The following is a 21170-nucleotide window of genomic DNA, read 5'->3' on the forward strand; positions in this document are numbered from 1 at the left end:
TGAGGAAGAATGTCCGTTCGTCGATTAGCCGAAGATCAATTTCAGCCTGCCGCATTCGCTTTCAGCGATGAAAATGCGGTCTGGGCGGACAAGACGATCCAGAAATACCCCGCCGGCCGCCAGCAGTCGGCGGTTATCCCGCTGTTGATGCGGGCGCAGGAGCAGGACGGCTGGGTCACGCGCGCAGCGATCGAAAAGATCGCCGACATGCTCGACATGGCCTATATCAGAGTGCTCGAGGTCGCGACCTTCTATACGCAGTTCCAACTGCACCCCGTCGGCACGCGCGCCCATGTGCAGGTCTGCGGCACGACGCCCTGCATGCTGCGCGGCTCGGAAGCGCTGATGTCGGTCTGCAAGAGCAAGATCCATGCCCATCCCTTCGAGCGCAATGCCGAAGGCACGCTGTCGTGGGAAGAGGTCGAATGTCTTGGCGCCTGCGTCAACGCCCCGATGGTGATGATCGGCAAGGACACCTATGAGGATCTGACGCCGGCCCGTCTCGAAGAGATCATCGATACCTTCGCCGCCGGCAACGGCGCGAGCATCAAGCCGGGCACCCAGATCGACCGCATATTCTCGGCGCCGGAAGGCGGCCCGACTTCCCTGACGACGGAAGAGCCGAAAGCAAGGGCACGCGCCAAGAAGGCCGATACCGAAAGTGTGCCGGCTCCGGTCGACGCCGCTCCGGTTCCGCCGTCGGAGGCCGCCCGCCCGAAAAGCACCGATGCCGAGACCAATGCGGCGCTGAAGACGCCGGCAACGGCGCCGAAGGCGGCGGCCAGGAATGCCAAGGCAGCCGAGCAGCAGCCGGTTTCCGGCACGGCGCCCGCCGAACCGGCGCCGGCGCCTGCTGCCCAGACCGAAGCCGCCCCGGCGGCAAAGCCTGCGCTCGCCGACAAGAACCGTCCTGCCGGTATCGAAAAGCCCGCCGCACCGGATGATCTGAAGATGATCTCCGGCGTCGGCCCGAAGATCGAGGCGACGCTGAACGACATCGGCATCTTCACCTTCTCGCAGGTCGCGGGCTGGAAGAAGGCCGAACGCGAATGGGTCGACGGCTACCTGAATTTCCGCGGCCGCATCGAGCGCGACGACTGGGTCAAGCAGGCCAAGGTGCTCGCCAAGGGCGGCGAAGCGGAATATATCAAGGTCTTCGGCAAGAAGCCGCGGTAAGAGGTGAAGCATGTTACAAGATAAAGACCGCATCTTTACCAACATCTACGGCCTCAAGGACAAGTCCCTGAAGGGCGCGATGAGCCGCGGCCACTGGGACGGCACCAAGCAGATCCTCGAAAAGGGCCGTGACTGGATCATCAACGAGATGAAGGCGTCAGGCCTTCGCGGTCGCGGCGGCGCCGGCTTCCCCACCGGCCTCAAATGGTCCTTCATGCCGAAGGAAAGCGACGGCCGTCCGCATTACCTCGTCGTCAATGCCGACGAATCCGAGCCCGGCACCTGCAAGGACCGCGACATCATGCGCCACGATCCGCATACGCTGATCGAAGGCTGCGTCATCGCCAGCTTCGCCATGGGCGCCAATGCCGCCTATATCTATGTGCGCGGCGAATATATTCGCGAGCGCGAAGCGCTGCAGGCGGCGATCGACGAATGTTATGATTTTGGCCTGCTCGGCAAGAACAACAAGCTCGGCTGGGACATGGACATCTTCGTCCATCACGGCGCCGGCGCCTATATCTGCGGCGAGGAAACCGCGCTGCTCGAAAGCCTCGAAGGCAAGAAGGGTCAGCCGCGCCTGAAGCCGCCATTCCCGGCCAATATGGGCCTCTACGGCTGCCCGACGACGGTCAACAACGTCGAATCGATCGCCGTTGCGCCGACGATCCTGCGCCGCGGCGCCGGCTGGTTTTCCTCCATCGGCCGTCCCAACAATGTCGGCACCAAGCTGTTCATGCTCTCCGGCCACGTCAACAAGCCGTGCACGGTCGAAGAGGAAATGGGCATCACCTTCCGCGAACTGGTCGACCGCCATGCCGGCGGCATCCGCGGCGGCTGGGACAATCTGCTCGCCGTCATTCCGGGCGGTGCATCCTGCCCGATCGTTCCGGCCAAGGACATTATCGACTGCCCGATGGATTTCGACGGCCTGCGCGGCGTCGGCTCTTCCTTCGGGACGGCCGCCGCGATCGTCATGGACAAGTCCACCGACGTCATCAAGGCGATCGCCCGCATCTCCGCCTTCTTCAAGCATGAGAGCTGCGGCCAGTGCACGCCCTGCCGCGAAGGCACCGGCTGGATGTGGCGGGTGATGGAACGCATGGCCAAGGGCAATGCCCAGAAGCGCGAAATCGACATGCTGTTCCAGGTGACCAAGCAGATCGAAGGCCACACCATCTGCGCGCTCGGCGACGCCGCCGCATGGCCGGTGCAGGGTCTGATCCGTAACTTCCGTCCCGAGATCGAAAAGCGCATCGACCAGTATACGGCAAGCGCGCTCGACCACGGCGCGGTTCTGGAGGCGGCTGAATAATCATGACGGACAAGGCATCGAAAAGTGGGAAGAAGGAAGAGAGTGCCGATTTCGCGGCCGGCTTCGGCCGTCTTGCCGCCGAGATGCTGGAAAACGCACGGGCGATGCCGGTGCATCCGTTGATGGCGCATCCCGCCGCAGCCTTTGCCGCCGCAACGGCGATCGGCTTCGGGTTCTCGACGCAGATGGCGGGCGCCTTTTTCGGAGCCTTCCAGAGCGCTCTGGAAACGACCGGCAAGGTAGCTGCCGCTCTCGACGACACGCCGCCGGAGGAGCCGGCGCCGGAAGTCGATATCCGGCCAGAAAATATCCGTCCGGCCGTCAAGGCGTTTACCAAGCCTGCTGCGGAGAAGCCTGCTGCCGAGAAGAAAGCCGGGCCGAGACTGACGGTGGTCAAGCCCGACAGCGCGCCGATCCAGGCAAGCGAGCCGGCGCCGGCGAGCCAGCCGAAGCCGGCCGTCAAGGCAAAACCGGTTGCGCGGGCTGCCAAAGCCGACGATCTGAAGCTGATTGCCGGCATCGGCCCGAAGCTGGAGCAGGTGCTGAACGCCAAGGGCATTCGCAGCTTTGCCGAGATTGCCGCCTGGACCGACGAGGACATCGCCCGGCTCGACGGCGAGCTTGGCTTCAACGGCCGCATCGGCCGCGACGACTGGACCGGCCAGGCGAAAATCCTGGCAGGGCGCGGGCGCAGAAGGAAATGAACTGTCCGGCCGGATCGATCGGCCGGAGAAAGGGCAGAACGGCGCGGGGGCGGGGGCCTCAAGCTGCAGATGCCGATGCGGGTTCCGAACCTGGAACGCGCAATAGAGAATTTGGGCAACATCAGCTGCCAGCAGGACGAAAGATCCGGCTTGGCACTGAGACTGTTGCAAAAAACAGGTTTGTTTGCCGTCATCAGGCAAACGGGAAACAGGACTGAGCGACGATGGCAAAACTGAAGATTGACGGCAACGAGATCGAAGTTCCCGATCATTTCACGCTATTGCAGGCGTGCGAAGACGCCGGGGCCGAGGTTCCGCGCTTCTGCTTCCACGAGCGCCTGTCGGTTGCCGGCAACTGCCGCATGTGCCTTGTCGAAGTGAAGGGCGGCCCGCCGAAGCCGCAGGCTTCCTGCGCCATGAGCGTGCGCGATATCCGCGGCGGCCCGAACGGCGAACTGCCGGAGGTCTTCACCAACACGCCGATGGTCAAGAAGGCTCGCGAAGGCGTGATGGAATTCCTGCTGATCAACCATCCGCTCGATTGCCCGATCTGCGACCAGGGCGGCGAATGCGACCTGCAGGACCAGGCGATGGCCTTCGGCATCGATACCTCGCGCTATCAGGAAGATAAGCGCGCCGTCGAGGACAAGTATATCGGCCCGTTGGTCAAGACGGTGATGAACCGCTGCATCCATTGCACGCGCTGCGTCCGCTTCACCACCGAGGTCGCCGGCATTTCCGAACTCGGCCTGATCGGCCGCGGCGAAGACGCCGAGATCACCACCTATCTCGAACAGGCGATGACCTCCGAACTGCAGGGCAACGTCGTCGACCTTTGCCCGGTCGGCGCGCTCACCTCCAAGCCATTCGCCTTCACCGCTCGCCCCTGGGAATTGAACAAGACCGAATCGATCGACGTCATGGATGCCGTCGGTTCGGCGATCCGGGTCGATACCCGCGGCCGCGAAGTCATGCGTATTCTGCCGCGCGTCAACGAGGCGATCAACGAGGAGTGGATTTCCGACAAGAGCCGTTTCATCTGGGACGGTCTTAAGACCCAGCGCCTCGACCGGCCCTATGTCCGCCGCGACGGCCGCCTGCAGCCGGCGACTTGGGCCGAGGCTTTTGGCGCCATCAAGGCCGCCGTCGGCGCCACCTCGGGCGACAAGATCGGCGCGATCGCCGGCGATCTTGCTTCCGTCGAGGAAATGTATGCGCTGTCCGAACTGGTGAAATCCCTCGGCTCGGCCAATCTCGACTGTCGCCAGGATGGGGCGGCACTCGATCCGTCGCTCGGCCGTGCAAGCTACCTCTTCAACCCGACCATCGCAGGCATCGACCAGGCCGACGCGCTGCTGATCATCGGCGCCAATCCGCGCTTCGAGGCGGCCATTCTCAATGCCCGTATCCGCAAGCGCTGGCGCCGTGGCAAATTCCCGATCGGCGTCATCGGCGAGCCGGGCGAGCTGCGTTACAGCTATGACTACCTCGGCGCCGGTCCGGACACGCTGAAGGATGTGGTCGACGGCACACACGCCTTTGCCGACGTGCTGAAGACCGCCGCCAAGCCGATGATCATCATCGGCCAGGGCGCGCTGTCGCGCAGCGATGGCGCCGGCGTCCTTGCCAGCGTCGCCAAGCTTGCCGGTTCGGTCGGCGCGGTTGTCGAAGGCTGGAACGGCTTTGCCGTCCTTCATACCGCCGCCTCGCGCGTCGGCGGCCTCGACCTCGGTTTCGTGCCGGGTGCCAAGGGCGTCAATGCCGCTGAAATGCTGACGGCGATGGACGTGCTCTTCCTGCTCGGGGCCGACGAACTCGACTTCAGCGCCAAGAAGGCCAAGCTCACCGTCTATATCGGCTCGCATGGCGATAACGGCGCCCATCATGCCGACGTCATCCTGCCGGCCGCAGCCTATACCGAAAAGTCCGGCACCTGGGTCAACACCGAGGGCCGCGTTCAGATGGGCAACCGCGCAGGCTTTGCGCCGGGCGACGCCCGCGAGGATTGGGCGATCATCCGTGCCCTTTCCGACGTGCTCGGCAAGAAGCTTCCATTTGATTCGCTGAATGAATTGCGTGGCCGGCTCTATGCCGCTTTCCCGCATTTCGCCGCCATCGACGAGATCGCCGAAACCGATAGCGCCCAAATTGCCGCAGTTGCGAAAAAAGCCGGCAAGATGAACAAGTCAGGGTTTGCGTCGCCGGTCAAAGACTTCTATTTGACGAACCCGATAGCGCGGGCCTCGGCTGTCATGGCCGAGTGCTCGGCATTGGCCCGCAACAACTTCAAAGTCGCGGCAGAGTAAGGGCAGGGGACCATGGATTCTTTCTTTTCGACCTATGTCTTGCCGGCGATCATCATGATCGGTCAGTCGCTGCTGCTTCTCGTCTGCCTGCTCGTTTTCATCGCTTACGTGCTGCTCGCCGACCGCAAGATCTGGGCGGCCGTGCAGCTGCGCCGCGGCCCGAACGTTGTCGGCCCCTTCGGCCTGTTCCAGTCCTTCGCCGACCTTCTGAAGTTCGTCTTCAAGGAGCCGATCATTCCGGCCGGCGCCAACAAGGCGGTCTTCCTGCTCGCCCCGCTGGTCACGGTGCTGCTCGCACTGTCCACCTGGGCGGTGGTGCCGCTCGCCGACGGATGGGTGATTGCCAACATCAATGTCGGCATCCTTTATATCTTCGCGATCTCTTCGCTCGAGGTTTACGGCATCATCATGGGTGGCTGGGCTTCGAACTCGAAGTATCCCTTCCTCGGCGCCCTGCGCTCGGCCGCACAGATGGTCTCCTACGAAGTCTCGATCGGCTTCGTCATCGTCACCGTGCTTCTCTGCGTCGGCTCGCTGAACCTGACCGACATCGTCAATGCACAGCATACCGGCCTCGGCACCATGCTCGGCCTGCCTGCCTCGTTCCTCGACTGGCACTGGCTGTCGCTGTTCCCGATGTTCATCATCTTCTTCATTTCGGCACTAGCCGAAACGAACCGTCCGCCATTCGACCTTCCGGAAGCCGAATCGGAACTCGTCGCCGGCTTCATGGTCGAATACGGCTCCTCGCCATACATGATGTTCATGCTCGGTGAATATGCGGCCGTCTGCCTGATGTGCGCGCTGACGACGATCCTCTTTTTGGGCGGCTGGCTGCCCCCGGTCGATATCTGGATCCTCAACTGGGTCCCCGGAATCATCTGGTTCACGCTGAAGGCCTGCTTCGTGTTCTTCATGTTCGCGATGGTCAAGGCCTTCGTTCCGCGCTACCGCTACGACCAGCTCATGCGCCTTGGCTGGAAGGTCTTCCTGCCGCTGTCGCTCGCCATGGTCATCATCGTTGCATTCGTGCTGAAGCTGATGGGATGGGCTTGATGACGCCCGCTCTCGTTTCCGGCAAAATTGGAGGTTGAAGATGGCAAGCTTGTCCAGCTCCATCAACTCGCTGTTCCTCAAGGAATTCTTTGGCGCGTTCTTTCTGTCGATGCGCTATTTCTTCCGCCAGAAGGCGACCATCAACTACCCCTTCGAAAAGGGTCCGGTCTCTCCGCGTTTCCGCGGTGAGCATGCACTGCGCCGCTATCCGAACGGCGAGGAACGCTGCATCGCCTGCAAGCTTTGCGAAGCGATCTGTCCTGCCCAGGCCATTACCATCGAGGCCGGTCCGCGCCGCAACGACGGCACACGACGCACCGTGCGCTACGACATCGACATGGTGAAGTGCATCTATTGCGGCTTCTGCCAGGAAGCCTGCCCGGTCGACGCGATCGTCGAGGGTCCGAATTTCGAATTTGCGACGGAAACCCGCGAAGAGCTTTATTTCGACAAGGCGCGCCTTCTCGATAATGGAGACCGGTGGGAGCGCGAAATCGCCCGCAATATCGCGATCGACTCGCCGTACCGCTGATTCGGTTTTGTAATGCCGCGACGGAGCTCTGCTGCTCCTGTCGCGGTCAATATGCACAGGAGCTTTGCCGGACAGCACCGGCGAAAGCTCTATCGGGCAGAAAAACTCCCGGCTGCCCGGGGAAGATGAAAAAGGCACCAACATGGGTCTGCAGGCTCTATTTTTCTATCTTTTCGCCTTTGTCGCGGTGGCGTCGGCGTTCATGGTCATCTGGGCGAAGAACCCTGTTCACTCGGTACTGTTCCTGATCCTGGTGTTCTTCAACGCGGCCGGCCTGTTTCTGCTGCTCGGTGCCGAATTCCTGGCGATGATCCTGCTGGTTGTCTATGTCGGCGCCGTCGCCGTCCTCTTCCTCTTCGTGGTGATGATGCTCGATATCGACTTCACCGAATTGAGGGCAGGGGTTCTCGAATATGCGCCGATCGGCGGGCTGATCGGGATCATTCTCGCTGCCGAGCTGATCGTCGTCATCGGCGGCAGCGTCATCTCGCCCGAGATCGCCAAATCAGTCGCCATGCCGATCCCGGCGCTAACGGAGCGCACCAATACGGCCGCCCTCGGCGACGTGCTCTACACCAATTACGTCTACTTCTTCCAGATTGCCGGTCTGGTTCTGCTGGTCGCCATGATCGGCGCCATCGTCCTGACGCTCCGGCACCGCACCAACATCAAGCGGCAGAACATCCCCAGGCAGGTTGCCCGCACACCCGCCACCGCCGTCGAGGTGGTTACGGTCAAGCCCGGGCAGGGCGTCTAAAGGCAGGTCAAGGAACAAAGAACATGGTCATCGGTCTTTCCCACTACCTGACGGTCAGCGCCATCCTCTTCACGCTCGGCGTCTTCGGCATCTTTCTGAACCGCAAGAACGTCATCGTCATCCTGATGTCGGTCGAACTGATCCTGCTTGCCGTCAACATCAACATGGTCGCCTTCTCCTCCTTCCTGAACGACATCGTCGGACAGGTCTTTGCGCTGTTCATCCTGACGGTGGCGGCTGCCGAGGCGGCGATCGGTCTTGCAATTCTCGTTGTCTTCTACCGCAACCGCGGCTCGATCGCGGTCGAAGACGTCAATATGATGAAGGGCTGAGTGGCTCATGTTCCTCTATAAGGCTATCGTCTTTCTTCCCTTGATCGGTGCGATCGTCGCCGGCCTGTTCGGCCGCGCCATCGGCGCCAAGGCTTCGGAATATGTCACCAGCGGGCTGATGATCATCGCCGCCATCCTCTCCTGGTACGTCTTCTTCACCGTCGGCATGGGCCACGCCGAAGGCGGCCCGATCAAGGTCGAGGTGCTGCGCTGGATTCAGTCCGGCGGCATCGATGTCTCCTGGTCGCTGCGGGTGGACACGCTGACCTCGGTCATGCTGATCGTCGTCAACACGGTCTCGACGCTGGTTCACGTCTATTCGATCGGCTATATGCACACCGATCCGCATCGCCCGCGCTTCTTCGCCTATCTCTCGCTTTTCACCTTCGCCATGCTGATGCTGGTGACGGCCGACAATCTGGCGCAGATGTTCTTCGGCTGGGAAGGAGTCGGTCTCGCCTCCTATCTGCTGATCGGCTTCTGGTTCAAGAAGCCGTCGGCGACGGCTGCGGCGATGAAGGCCTTCATCGTCAACCGCGTCGGCGACTTCGGCTTCGTGCTCGGTATTGCCGGCGTCTTCGTGCTGTTCGGCTCGATCAATCTCGACACGATCTTCGCTAATGCCTCGAATTTCGCTCCGCATGAAGGCGGCGGCGAGGCGAGCGAAGTGATCCTCAACCTCTTCGGCATGCAGCTCGACAAGGCACATGCGCTGACCGGCATCTGCCTGCTGCTCTTCATGGGCGCCATGGGCAAGTCGGCGCAGTTCCTGCTGCACACCTGGCTGCCGGATGCCATGGAAGGCCCGACCCCGGTCTCGGCCCTCATCCATGCTGCCACCATGGTCACCGCCGGCGTCTTCCTTGTCGCCCGCATGTCGCCGCTCTTCGAACTATCGCACGATGCTCTTGTCGTCGTCACCGTGATCGGCGCGATCACCGCCTTCTTCGCGGCAACCGTCGGCCTGGTGCAGAACGACATCAAGCGCGTCATCGCCTATTCCACCTGCTCGCAGCTTGGCTACATGTTCGTGGCGCTCGGGGTAGGGGCTTATGGCGCGGCAATCTTCCATCTGTTCACGCATGCCTTCTTCAAGGCGCTGCTCTTCCTCTGCGCCGGCTCGGTCATCCACGCCGTCGATGGCGAGCAGGACATGCGCTACATGGGTGGCCTGCGGCCGCACATCAAGGTGACGTTCTGGCTGATGATCATCGGCACGCTGGCGATCACCGGCGTCGGCATTCCCTTCACGCCGATCGGCTTTGCCGGCTTCTTCTCCAAGGACGTGATCATCGAGGCGACCTATGCTTCGCATTCGCCGGTGGCAGGCTTTGCCTTCTCGCTGCTGGTCATCGCCGCGCTCTTCACCAGCTTCTATTCCTGGCGTCTGATCTTCATGACCTTCTTCGGCAAGCCGCGCGCTTCGCACGAGGTCATGCACCATGTGCACGAGTCGCCCCAGGTCATGCTGGTGCCGCTCTATCTGCTGGCGATCGGTGCGGTGTTTGCCGGCGTGCTCTTCGAAGGCCGGTTCTACGGCGAGGAATATGTCGAGTTCTGGAAGGGGGCGCTCTTTACCGGCGCCGAGAACGAACTCCTCGAAGAGTTCCACCACGTGCCGGCGCTTGTGGCTTTGTGCCCGTTCATCGCCATGGTGCTCGGCTTCGTCACCGCCTGGTACATGTATATCCGCTCGCCGCAGACGCCGCGCGTCCTCGCCAAGCAACACCGGGTTCTCTACCACTTCCTCTTGAACAAGTGGTACTTCGACGAGCTCTACGACTTCCTCTTCGTCCGCACGGCAAGGGCGCTTGGCCGCTTCCTGTGGAAGAAGGGTGACGTCGGGGTCATCGACACCTACGGCCCGAACGGCGTGGCCGCCCGCGTCGTCGCCGTCACCGACCGCGTCGTCCGCCTGCAGACCGGTTACCTCTATCACTATGCCTTCGCCATGCTGATCGGCATTGCGGCGCTCGTTACCTGGATGATGCTCGGGAGTTCCTTCTGATGACCGATTGGCCTATTCTTTCAACGGTCACCTTCCTGCCGCTCGTCGGCGTGGTGCTCCTGCTGCTGATGAACGGCGAGAGCGAGAGCGGCCGCAGGAACGTGCTGTGGATCTCGCTGATCACCACGGTGTTCACATTCATCGTATCGCTCTTCATCTGGATCGGTTTCGACAATGCCAATCCGGGCTTCCAGATGATTCAGAAGTTTGACTGGCTCGGCACCGGCATCGGTTACCATGTCGGCGTCGACGGCATCTCGATGCTGTTCGTCATCCTGTCGACCTTCCTCATGCCCTTCTGCGTGCTGGCGAGCTGGCTCTCGATCGAGAAGCGCCTGAAGGAATACATGATCGCCTTCCTCATCCTCGAAACGATGATGGTCGGCGTCTTCGTCTCGCTCGATATCGTGCTCTTCTACGTCTTCTTTGAGGCGGGCCTCATTCCGATGTTCCTGATCATCGGCGTCTGGGGCGGCAAGGATCGTGTCTATGCGAGCTACAAGTTCTTCCTCTATACGCTGCTCGGCTCGGTGCTGATGCTGCTCGCCATCATGGCGATGTACTGGCAGGCCGGAACGACGGATATCACCGCGCTGCTCGCCTACAAGTTCCCGCCGGCGCTGCAGACCTGGCTATGGCTTGCCTTCTTCGCTTCCTTTGCGGTGAAGATGCCGATGTGGCCGGTCCACACCTGGCTTCCGGATGCGCACGTCCAAGCGCCGACGGCAGGCTCGGTGATCCTGGCCGGCGTGCTGCTGAAGCTCGGCGGCTACGGTCTCATCCGCTTCTCGCTCGGCATGTTCCCGGTGGCGTCCGATTATTTCGCGCCGCTCGTCTTTGCCCTGTCCGTCATCGCCATCATCTACACCTCGCTGGTGGCAATGATGCAGGACGACATCAAGAAGCTGATCGCCTATTCCTCGGTGGCGCACATGGGCTACGTGACCATGGGCATCTTCGCCGCCAACATGCAGGGCGTCCAAGGCTCGATCTTCCAGATGCTGTCGCACGGCATCGTCTCGGGCGCGCTCTTCCTCTGTGTCGGCGTCGTCTACGACCGCACCCATACCCGCGAGATCAACGCCTATGGCGGCCTCGTCAACAACATGCCGAAATATGCCGTCGCCATGATGGTCTTCACCATGGCCAATGTCGGGCTTCCTGGCACGTCGGGCTTTGTCGGCGAGTTCCTGACGCTGATCGGCGTCTTCCGGGTCAACACCTGGGTCGCGCTCTTTGCCGCCACCGGCGTTATTCTCTCGGCCGCCTATGCGCTCTGGCTCTATCGCCGGGTGATCTTCGGTGCGCTGGAGAAGGAAAAGCTGAAGGCGCTGCTCGATCTTTCCAAACGTGAACAACTGATCCTCTACCCGCTGGTCGCACTGACCATCTTCTTCGGCGTTTACCCGGCTCCGGTCTTTGATGCGACGGCCGCCTCGGTGGATCTGCTGGTCAACAACTACACGGCCGCCGTGCACGCAGCGCAGAATGTTGCGCTGTCTATGAAATGATGACGGGACTTATCGGACATGACCGCTGAAACAATCCTCCTCAGTCTGCATCTTTCCGCGCCGGAGCTGATCCTCGCGGTCGGCGCCCTGGTCCTGTTGATGGTCGGCGTCTTCTCAGGCGAGCGGTCGGGCCTCGTCGTCACCGGCCTCGCCATCGTGCTGTTGCTAGCCTCCGGCCTGTGGCTGCTCTTCGTGCCGGCCGAAGGCCTTGCCTATGGCGGCGTCTATATGGCCGACGGCTTCTCCCGCTTCATGAAGCTGGTGGCGCTCATCGGCTCGCTGGTTGCCCTATTCATGACGATGGGCCACGCGAGGGAAAACCAGCTCGACAAGTTCGAGTTCCCGGTTCTCCTGGTGCTCGCGACCCTCGGCATCCTGCTGATGATCTCGGCCAACGATCTGATTTCGCTTTATCTGGCGCTGGAACTGCAGTCGCTGGCGCTCTATGTCGTCGCCGCGATCAACCGCGACAGCCTGAAGTCGACCGAAGCCGGTCTGAAATATTTCGTCCTCGGCGCGCTTTCCTCCGGCATGCTGCTCTACGGCATGTCGCTGGTCTATGGCTTCACCGGCCATACCCACTTCGCCGAGATCGCCCAGGCGCTTTCGGTCGAGGGCGCGCGTTCGCTCGGTCTCATCTTCGGCCTGGTCTTCATCCTCGCTGGCATTGCCTTCAAGATCTCGGCCGTTCCCTTCCACATGTGGACGCCCGACGTTTATGAGGGCGCGCCGACGCCGGTCACCGCCTTCCTGGCCGCAGCCCCGAAGGTTGCCGCCATGGCGATGATGACCCGCATCGTCATCACCGCCTTCCAGCCAGTTCTGGCCGACTGGCGGCAGGTTGTCGTGTTCATCTCGATCGCCTCGATGCTGCTCGGCTCGTTTGCGGCAATCGGCCAGAAGAACATCAAGCGGCTGATGGCCTATTCATCGATCGGCCACATGGGGTACGCGCTGGTCGGTCTTGCCGCCGGCAACCAGACCGGTGTTTCCGGCGTCATGCTTTACATGGTCATCTATATGGTCATGACGCTCGGCAGCTTTGCGATCATCATGTCGATGCGCCGCAAGGACGGCACCGTTGTCGAGGAGGTCAACGATCTCGCCGGCCTTTCCACCACCAACCCGTTCATGGCTGTGGTGCTGACGGCGCTGATGTTCTCGCTTGCCGGCATTCCGCCGCTCGCCGGCTTCTTCGCCAAATATTTCGTCTTCGTTGCGGCGATCGAAGCCAAGCTTTACGCGCTTGCCATCATCGGCGTTCTCGCCTCGGTCGTCGGCGCCTATTATTATCTGCGCGTCATCAAGCTGATGTGGTTCGATGAGGCGACCGGCGAATTCGCCCGGGTCTCCGGCTCCCTGCGCCTGGTCTTCGGTCTTTCCGGTCTCTTCGTCACCGCCTATGTGCTCATTGGCGGGCCGATCGGCGGTGCGGCAGAGCTTGCCGCCGCGACGCTCTTCTAATGGTTTCCGACAGGCGGCGCCGGATATCGCTCGGCGATTTCAGGCACGAGGCGCTGTCGGAAACATCGTCCACCAATAGCGAATGCCTCGCCCGGGCGCGGGCGGGCGATCCCGGAAATCTCTGGGTGACGGCCGAGAGGCAGACCGGCGGCCGCGGCCGCCGCGGCCGCCTCTGGGTGTCTGAACGCGGCAATCTCTACGCTTCCCTGCTTTTGATCGACCCGGCGCCGATGGAGCGCCTCGGCTCGCTGCCGCTGGCGGTTGCCGTCGCCGTGCATCAGGCGATCCGCCAAGTGCTGCCTCCGGGCGCCGAACCGCTCGAGGTCAAATGGCCGAACGATATTCTCATCGGTCGAAAGAAGACCTGCGGCATCCTCGTCGAGGGCGAGCAGTTGCCGGACGGCCGTTACGCGCTGATCGTCGGCATCGGCATCAATGTCTCGGTCATGCCTGATAATCCGCTTTATCCCGTCACCTGTCTGCGTCAGCATGCAAGCGCGGCTTCGCCGGAAGAGCTCTTCGCCCATCTCTTCGCGGCGATGGCGGATGTGCTCGATCAATGGGACCAGGGCCGCGGCATTGCCGAGATCACTGCGCGCTGGCGCACTATTGCCTGTGGCATAGGTGAAAAGATCACGGTCAATTTACCGGACCGGTCGATTTCCGGACAATTCGCCGGGATTGATGATAATGGCTTGTTGATGCTCGATACCGGCGCTGGCAGGATCATTCCCATTGCCGCCGGTGATGTGTTTTTTGAATAGCGGAAAAAACGAAAATTATGGTGAAACAGGACGAGTTGGTATTCCTGCCTCTGGGCGGCGTTGGGGAGATCGGCATGAATCTCGCTCTCTATGGCTACGGCCCGCCCGAGCATCGCCAGTGGATCATGGTCGATTGCGGCGTCACCTTTCCCGGCCCGGATCTGCCGGGCGTCGACCTCGTCCTGCCCGACATCCGCTTCCTCGCCAGCGAACGCAAGAACCTCAAGGCGATCATCATCACCCATGCCCATGAAGATCATTATGGCGCACTCGCCGATCTCTGGCCCGGGCTCAACGTGCCGGTCTATGCCTCGGACTTTACCGCGGGTCTGCTCGAAGCCAAACGCAATTTCGAGAAGGCGAGGATCGGCGAGGTGCCGGTGACGCCGTTCAAGGCCGGCGACACGATCAATGTCGGCCCGTTCAGCATCGAAGGTGTTGCCGTCAATCACTCGATCCCCGAGCCGATGTCGCTGATGATCCGCACGCCTGCCGGCAATGTCATCCACACCGGCGACTGGAAGATCGACCACGAGCCCTCGCTCGGGCCGCTGACCGATGAGACGCGCTTTCGCCAGTTGGGCGACGAGGGCGTGCTGGCGCTGATGTGCGATTCCACCAATGCCTTGCGTGACGGTGTTTCGCCCTCCGAGAAGGATGTGTCCGAAAGCCTGCGCAAGATCATCGAAGATGCCGAAGGCCGGGTGGCGATCACCACATTCTCATCGAATGTCGGGCGCATTCGCACCGTTGCCGAAGCAGCCGAGGCGGCCGGCCGCGAAGTACTGCTGCTCGGCAGCTCGCTGAAGCGGGTCGTCGACGTCGCCCAGGATATCGGCTTGATGGAAGGCGTGAAGCCCTTCATCTCCGAGGAAGAATACGGCTACATCCCCCGCGACAAGGTCGTCGTCATCCTGACCGGCAGCCAAGGCGAGGCGCGGGCGGCGCTTGCGAAGCTTTCCCGCGACGAGATGCGCAATGTGGCCTTTGCGGCAGGCGATATCGTCGTCTTTTCCTCGCGCGCCATTCCCGGTAACGAGAAGGCGATCCAGGACATCAAGAACGGCCTCGTCGAGCAGGGCGTGCACATCATCACCGATACTGAAGCCCTGGTCCACGTGTCCGGCCATCCCCGCCGCAACGAGCTGCAGCGGATGTACGAGTGGACGCGGCCGAAGGTCGTCGTGCCGGTGCATGGCGAGGCGACGCATCTGACGGCCCACAAGGAGCTTGCCGAGCAATCCGGCATCGCGGTCGTCCCGCGGGTGCGCAATGGTGATATCCTGCGGCTGGCGCCAGGTCCGGTCGAGGTGATCGGCGAAGCGCCGCACGGCCGCATCTACAAGGACGGCATGCTGATCGGCGATTTCGACGAGATGGGGATCGGCGAGCGCAAGAAGCTCTCCTATGTCGGCCATGTCGCGGTCAGCGTCGTGCTCGACGCCCGTTATGATATTGTCGGCGATCCCGATCTCGTCTCGATCGGCCTGCCGGTCTATGACGACGAGGGCGACGAAATGGAAGATACGCTCTTCGACGCGGCGATCAGCGCCATCGAAAGCATTCCGCGCGCCCGCCGCAAGGATATCGACATGCTGCAGGAAGCCGTTCGGCGCGCCATCCGCGCCGCTGCCAACCAGAGTTGGGGCAAGAAGCCAGTCGTAACCGCCTTCGTCACCAAGGTCTGATCATGCTCGGCCGGGTGAACCATATTGCCATCGCCGTCCCCGACCTGTCGGCCGCGGCCGCCGCCTATCGCGACACGCTGGGCGCTGCCGTGTCGCAGCCGCAGGCGCTGCCGGAACATGGCGTCACCGTCGTCTTCGTCGAACTGCCCAACACCAAGGTCGAATTGCTTGAGCCGCTTGGGGAAGCCTCGCCGATTGCAGCCTTCCTAGAAAAGAATCCGTCTGGCGGCATGCACCATATCTGCTACGAGGTGGACGATATCGTCGGCGCCCGTGACCGGCTGATCGAGGCGGGGGCGCGGGTGCTCGGCGACGGTCAGCCGAAGACCGGCGCGCATGGCAAGCCGGTGCTGTTTTTGCATCCCAAGGATTTCTTCGGCACGCTGATCGAACTCGAACAGGCCTGAGCTAAATGCGATGCCAAGTGCTTTCTCTGCGGCAGAGTGATCCGCAGGCGGCGAAATGGCTCGTTCGCTTTGAATTGGCTCGCATTCCGCCGTATAAGGACGCCAAATCAAAGCGACAGAACGTCCTTCGTCCTGACGCGCGACACTACCGGGAACAATAATGCTTCAGACCTTCCTTCAGGGATTTGCCGTCTACTTTATCATCTGGTGGATGACGCTTTTCGCCGTCCTGCCGATCGGCCTGCGCACCCAGGCGGAAGACGACGATATTGTGCTCGGCACCGTTCCAAGCGCGCCCACCCGCTTTCGCGCCGCCTTCGTCTTTTCGCTGACGACGCTGATTTCGGCTCTTATCTACGGCCTCTGGTATATCTGCGACACCTATTTCGGTTGGGGCTTCGACGCCCTTCCACAACTCGGTCCTAGCTTCTATTGAATTAGCTTTTGCTCAAAGTTTGAGCAGATGTAAAATTTTCCGGAACAATCCGTTTCGTCATATCGCCCTCACCCTGTTGCGGCAAAGAGCTCGCCTTACGGGATGGGTGCATCTCCTTACAGAAGGAGATCTCGTTCCTCGTCTGGAGGGGAGTTGAAAAGTCAAAAAAAAACAAGGCTGAAAGCCTTGTTTTAAGTATCGCGTGATCTGTAACCGTTGCCGGGGCAGCGACGAGCGCGCCTAAGATCTGATCCTCCCAAGACTTGACCGCGAATTCGGCAAGAATTTAGCTTCCTGCCTGTTTTGTGAGCTAAAGCTAGCTCAAACATTGGGCTTTGTCATTAGCTTTTTTTGCATTTTTGCTACACTCTAGCAAAATATTTCTGTTGACAAGATTTTCGTACAAGTCCTTATAAACACGCGCTTTTTTACGCCCTTTCTTTTCGCGGGCGCGAACATGCCTGTCCGGGAGGTCGCCGACGGCGGTTGCGGGTTTCCTTCCTGCCGCGAAGCGGCTATTAACGCTCCCACATTCATAATGTACCTTCGATTCCGCTTGCCGGCGGGATCTCAACTGCTCCGGAATCCGCCATGCGTCTGTCCCGCTACTTCATGCCCATCCTCAAGGAAAACCCCAAGGAGGCGGAAATCGTCTCCCACCGGCTGATGCTGCGTGCCGGCATGATCCGCCAGCAGTCGCAGGGAATCTATTCCTGGCTGCCGCTCGGCAAGCGCGTGCTCGACAAGGTCAACGCAATTATCCGCGACGAGCAGAACCGTGCCGGCGCCATCGAGCTGTCGATGCCGACCCTGCAATCGGCCGAGCTCTGGCAGGAAAGCGGCCGCTACGACGCCTACGGCAAGGAGATGCTGCGCATCAAGGACCGCCAGGATCGGCCGATGCTCTACGGTCCCACCAACGAGGAGATGGTGACGGATATTTTCCGCTCCTCCGTCAAATCCTACAAGGACCTGCCTCTCAATCTCTATCACATCCAGCTGAAGTTCCGCGACGAGATCCGTCCGCGTTTCGGCACCATGCGCTCGCGCGAATTCATGATGAAGGATGCCTATTCCTTCGACCTGACGCGCGAAGGGGCCGAACATTCCTACAACAAGATGTTCGCCGCCTATCTCAGAACCTTCGAGCGGCTCGGCCTGCGCGCCATCCCCATGCGCGCCGACACCGGCCCGATCGGCGGCAATCTCAGCCATGAATTCATCATCCTCGCCGATACCGGCGAATCCGAAGTCTTCTGCCACAAGGATTTCGTCGGCTTCGATATTCCGGACGAACGCACCGATTTCGACAGCGTCGAGGGCCTGCAGGCGATCTTCGAAAAGTGGACCTCGCTCTATGCGGCGACCTCGGAAATGCACGACGAGGCGGCTTTCAACGCCGTTCCGGAAAGCGACCGCCTCTCGGCGCGCGGCATCGAGGTCGGCCACATCTTCTATTTCGGCACGAAATATTCCGAGACGATGGGTGCGAAAGTGCAGGGACCCGACGGCAAGGAACACTTCGTTCACATGGGTTCCTACGGTATCGGCCCGACGCGCCTTGTTCCCGCCATCATCGAAGCATCGCATGACGACAACGGAATCATCTGGCCGGCTTCGGTCGCGCCCTTCGATATCGTGGTGATCAACATGAAGGCGGGCGATCAGGCTTGCGACGATACCTGTGAGCTGGTCTACGCCGCGCTGACCAAGGCCGGCAAGGATGTGCTCTATGACGATACCGACGACCGGGCCGGCACGAAATTCGCGACCGCCGACCTGATCGGCGTACCCGTCCAGATCATCGCCGGCCCGCGCGCGGTCGCAAACGGCGAGGTCGAAGTGAAGGACCGCAAGACCGGCGCCCGCGAAACGATGACCATCGAAGCGGCGATCAACAGGTTCGTGGCTTAAGGAAACGGAGGCGAAATGGCAGAGGCAGCAGTGGACCGGAGTTCAACATCCGGTTTGGGTCCGGCTGGCAAGCCATTTTCCACCTTCGAACGTCTCGTGGCCTGGCGCTATCTGCGCGCCCGGCGCAAGGAAGCCTTCATCTCTGTCATCGCCGGCTTCTCTTTCGTCGGCATCATGCTCGGCGTTGCGACGCTGATCATCGTCATGGCCGTCATGAACGGCTTCCGCACCGAGCTCGTCTCGCGCATCCTGGGCATTAACGGCCACATGATCGTCCAGCCGGTCGATGGCCCCTTCACCGATTATCCCGAGCTTGCCAGCAGGCTTGCCGCTGTGCCCGGTGTCAAGATGGCGCTGCCTTTGGTGGAGGGTCAGGTGCTTGCTTCCGCCCAGGCCGGCGGCAGCACCGGCGCCCTGGTGCGCGGCGCCCGCGCCGAAGACCTGACCAAGCTCAAGACGATCTCCGACAACATCAAATCCGGCGACATGGTGGGCTATGCCTCCGGCGAGGGCGTGCTGATCGGCACCCGCATGGCAGACCAGCTGGGTCTGCGCGTCGGCGACCTCATCACCCTGACCTCGCCCGAAGGTGACGTCACGCCGATGGGCGTCAATCCTCGCGTCAAATCCTACAAGGTCTCCGGGCTCTTCGAGATCGGCATGTCGGAATATGATTCCTCGATCATCTTCATGCCGCTCGAGGAAGCGCAGCTCTATTTCAATGCGGCGGGGCTGGTGCAGTCGATCGAGCTCTTCGTCGATCATCCCGATGATATCGACGCTCTGCGGCCGAAGGTGGAAGAGGCGGCCGGCCGCCAGATCAACTTGACCGACTGGCGACAGCGTAATCAGACCTTCTTCTCGGCGCTGCAGGTCGAGCGCAACGTCATGTTCATGATCCTGACGCTAATCGTGCTTGTGGCGGCGCTGAACATCATCTCCGGCCTCATCATGCTGGTGAAGGACAAGGGCAGCGATATCGCCATTCTGCGCACGATGGGCGCCAGCGCCGGCGCCATCATGCGCATCTTCTTCATGACTGGGGCGGCGATCGGTATCGTCGGCACCATCGCCGGCGTGCTGCTCGGCGTCCTCGTCTGTGTCAACATCGAATCCATCCGCCAGTTCTTCTCCTGGATATCAGGCACCGTGATCTTCAATCCGCAGGTCTATTTCCTCAGCCAGTTGCCGGCCGAGATGGATCTCAGCGAAACGATTTCGGTCGTGGTCATGGCACTAACGCTCTCCTTCATCGCCACCATCTTCCCGGCTTGGCGCGCCTCCAGGCTCGATCCGGTGCAGGCCCTGCGCTACGAATAAGGAATGCCGCCTTCATGAAACGCAACGTCGTTCTCAAGCTTACCGGCGTCGAGCGCCATTACGGGCAGGGCGATACGCTGCTCTCGATCCTGAAAGGGGCGGATTTCTCGCTGTCGAAAGGCGAGATTGTCGCCCTTGTCGCGCCCTCGGGCACGGGCAAGTCGACGCTGCTGCATGTCGCCGGTCTGCTTGAGCATCCCGATGGTGGCGAAGTCAGCATCAACGGCAAGGCCTGCGACGGGCTGAGCGACGAGAACCGCACGGCGATCCGTCGCCGCGAGATCGGCTTCGTCTATCAGTTCCACCACCTGCTGCCGGAATTTTCGGCGCTCGAAAACATCATGATGCCGCAGCTGATCGCCGGCCTGTCCTGGAAGGAAGCCGGAGAGCGGGCCGGCCAGCTTCTTGACTATATGCGCATCGGCCATCGCGGCTCGCACCGTCCGGCCGAACTATCAGGTGGCGAGCAGCAGCGTGTCGCGATCGCCCGCGCCGTCGCCAATGCACCGACCCTGCTTCTGGCCGATGAGCCGACCGGCAATCTCGATCCGGAAACCGCAAGCTACGTCTTCGACGCGCTGGAGGCCCTGGTGCGCCAGTCCGGCCTCGCCGCCCTTATCGCCACGCACAACCACGAACTCGCCCGCCGCATGGATCGGCGCGTGACGATCTCCGACGGCAAGGTCGTCGATTTCTGATCGATGTCGCCTGGACATGCGCAGCGGTTCCGGGAAAAAGACGAAGAGATGACGCGTCTTGGCGGCGGGTTGGAAGCGACCCGCTTCCGGCTCCGTCAGGGGATGATCAGTCCGCCGCGATAGTCGAGCGCGTAAGCCTTCCGGCCGTCGATCATGATGCATTCATGACCGCTGAACCGTTCACAGCCGCCTTCGCTGCGATCGATATAGCGGCCGAGCGGATGGTCGAATTCCATGCCGCCGAGAAACCGGCCCTGCCGGTACATGGCAGAAAGCGCCGCCTTGATCACTGTGCCAGCTGCGCTTGCATCGATGAGATCGGGCGCAATGACCCAGCCGAAATAATTCATCGCCCAGATCGGCTCGTCGGCAAACCACACCACCTCCTGTCCGGCAAAATCGGTGCCGCCGAAATAACTGTCGAGATAGCGCCAGTCGCCGCGCTCGTAGCCGATATCGTGAGACCCCGGCCGGCAGGGCGGGCGCGGCACGCCGCCGCCGACATAGCTGGCAGCTTTGGCTTCGACGACCAATTCGTTCAGCATCGCAGTCTCGGGCATAGGATCCTCCTCCTGACTCGCCAGTAGGGATATAGCAGGATAACCAGAACATAAACAGAACAAATACCAGGAGCCTTTGTCGTCGGCGAAATGTGTCCACCTTGTTTGCGGCACGGGGGATTGCGAAGCCGTGGCTCGGCATCTCAAGCCCGTCACCGAAGCTGCCACCGAATCGCTGCATCGCTGGAGTGTTTGTCAAACGCAAGGAGGAAGGAAAAGATT

Annotated in this window: 19 protein-coding genes; 18 read left to right on the plus strand and 1 reads right to left on the minus strand. The window is 61.5% G+C overall.

What is annotated here, in order from left to right; genetic code table 11:
- The first annotated feature begins 9 nt into the window (after positions 1-9).
- The 18 genes from N2597_RS06420 to N2597_RS06505 all read left to right on the plus strand — a co-directional run bounded on the left by N2597_RS06420 (position 10) and on the right by N2597_RS06505 (position 20388).
- Entirely contained in the window at positions 10-1176 is a 1167-nt protein-coding gene (locus tag N2597_RS06420; RefSeq protein ID WP_183596785.1) for an NADH-quinone oxidoreductase subunit E, read from the plus strand.
- A 10-nt stretch (positions 1177-1186) separates the two neighbouring features.
- Positions 1187-2491, plus strand: a complete 1305-nt coding sequence (gene nuoF / locus N2597_RS06425) for an NADH-quinone oxidoreductase subunit NuoF (RefSeq protein ID WP_096769301.1) — start codon at positions 1187-1189, stop codon at positions 2489-2491.
- A 2-nt stretch (positions 2492-2493) separates the two neighbouring features.
- Positions 2494-3195, plus strand: coding sequence for a helix-hairpin-helix domain-containing protein (locus N2597_RS06430; RefSeq protein WP_039619109.1), 702 nt, complete (start codon positions 2494-2496; stop codon positions 3193-3195).
- 224 nt (positions 3196-3419) lie between these two features.
- Positions 3420-5501 carry an NADH-quinone oxidoreductase subunit NuoG gene (gene nuoG, locus N2597_RS06435; RefSeq protein ID WP_096762146.1) on the plus strand — a complete coding sequence of 694 codons (2082 nt, stop codon included), beginning with the start codon at positions 3420-3422 and terminating at the stop codon, positions 5499-5501.
- A 12-nt stretch (positions 5502-5513) separates the two neighbouring features.
- Positions 5514-6557 carry an NADH-quinone oxidoreductase subunit NuoH gene (gene nuoH, locus N2597_RS06440; protein ID WP_038688207.1) on the plus strand — a complete coding sequence of 348 codons (1044 nt, stop codon included), beginning with the start codon at positions 5514-5516 and terminating at the stop codon, positions 6555-6557.
- Positions 6558-6597: 40 nt separating this feature from the next.
- A complete protein-coding gene (nuoI, locus tag N2597_RS06445) occupies positions 6598-7089 on the plus strand; it encodes an NADH-quinone oxidoreductase subunit NuoI (RefSeq protein ID WP_004680064.1) in 492 nt (163 codons plus the stop codon).
- Positions 7090-7231: 142 nt separating this feature from the next.
- On the plus strand, positions 7232-7846 hold the full coding sequence (locus N2597_RS06450) for an NADH-quinone oxidoreductase subunit J (protein ID WP_039619113.1): 615 nt from the start codon (positions 7232-7234) through the stop codon (positions 7844-7846).
- Between the two features lie 23 nt (positions 7847-7869).
- Positions 7870-8178 (plus strand): NADH-quinone oxidoreductase subunit NuoK, encoded by a 309-nt coding sequence (gene nuoK, locus N2597_RS06455; protein ID WP_003587269.1) that lies wholly within the window; start codon positions 7870-7872, stop codon positions 8176-8178.
- Between the two features lie 7 nt (positions 8179-8185).
- Positions 8186-10186, plus strand: a complete 2001-nt coding sequence (gene nuoL / locus N2597_RS06460) for an NADH-quinone oxidoreductase subunit L (RefSeq protein ID WP_183596783.1) — start codon at positions 8186-8188, stop codon at positions 10184-10186.
- Positions 10186-11697, plus strand: a complete 1512-nt coding sequence (locus N2597_RS06465; RefSeq protein ID WP_096769298.1) for an NADH-quinone oxidoreductase subunit M — start codon at positions 10186-10188, stop codon at positions 11695-11697. Before nuoL ends, N2597_RS06465 begins: the two co-directional genes overlap by 1 nt.
- An 18-nt stretch (positions 11698-11715) precedes the next feature.
- Positions 11716-13161 (plus strand): NADH-quinone oxidoreductase subunit NuoN, encoded by a 1446-nt coding sequence (gene nuoN / locus N2597_RS06470; protein WP_183596780.1) that lies wholly within the window; start codon positions 11716-11718, stop codon positions 13159-13161.
- Positions 13161-13925, plus strand: a complete 765-nt coding sequence (locus N2597_RS06475) for a biotin--[acetyl-CoA-carboxylase] ligase (protein WP_096769296.1) — start codon at positions 13161-13163, stop codon at positions 13923-13925. Before nuoN ends, N2597_RS06475 begins: the two co-directional genes overlap by 1 nt.
- A 17-nt stretch (positions 13926-13942) precedes the next feature.
- Positions 13943-15613 (plus strand): ribonuclease J, encoded by a 1671-nt coding sequence (locus N2597_RS06480; RefSeq protein ID WP_183596777.1) that lies wholly within the window; start codon positions 13943-13945, stop codon positions 15611-15613.
- Between the two features lie 2 nt (positions 15614-15615).
- Entirely contained in the window at positions 15616-16020 is a 405-nt protein-coding gene (mce, locus tag N2597_RS06485; protein ID WP_077993359.1) for a methylmalonyl-CoA epimerase, read from the plus strand.
- 160 nt (positions 16021-16180) lie between these two features.
- Complete coding sequence (locus tag N2597_RS06490) at positions 16181-16456, plus strand: DUF1467 family protein (RefSeq protein ID WP_009995819.1); 276 nt, start codon at positions 16181-16183, stop codon at positions 16454-16456.
- Positions 16457-17047: 591 nt separating this feature from the next.
- Entirely contained in the window at positions 17048-18370 is a 1323-nt protein-coding gene (gene proS, locus N2597_RS06495) for a proline--tRNA ligase (protein ID WP_183596773.1), read from the plus strand.
- 15 nt (positions 18371-18385) lie between these two features.
- Positions 18386-19690 carry a lipoprotein-releasing ABC transporter permease subunit gene (locus N2597_RS06500; RefSeq protein WP_183596770.1) on the plus strand — a complete coding sequence of 435 codons (1305 nt, stop codon included), beginning with the start codon at positions 18386-18388 and terminating at the stop codon, positions 19688-19690.
- 14 nt (positions 19691-19704) lie between these two features.
- Positions 19705-20388, plus strand: coding sequence for an ABC transporter ATP-binding protein (locus N2597_RS06505; protein ID WP_183596768.1), 684 nt, complete (start codon positions 19705-19707; stop codon positions 20386-20388).
- A gap of 95 nt (positions 20389-20483) precedes the next feature.
- Here the strand turns inward: N2597_RS06505 and N2597_RS06510 are convergent, their stop codons facing one another.
- Positions 20484-20948, minus strand: a complete 465-nt coding sequence (locus N2597_RS06510; protein WP_183596765.1) for a DUF5680 domain-containing protein — start codon at positions 20946-20948, stop codon at positions 20484-20486.
- Positions 20949-21170 lie beyond the last annotated feature (222 nt).

It is taken from the genome of Rhizobium sophoriradicis, assembly GCF_025200795.1.
Lineage (GTDB): Bacteria > Pseudomonadota > Alphaproteobacteria > Rhizobiales > Rhizobiaceae > Rhizobium > Rhizobium sophoriradicis.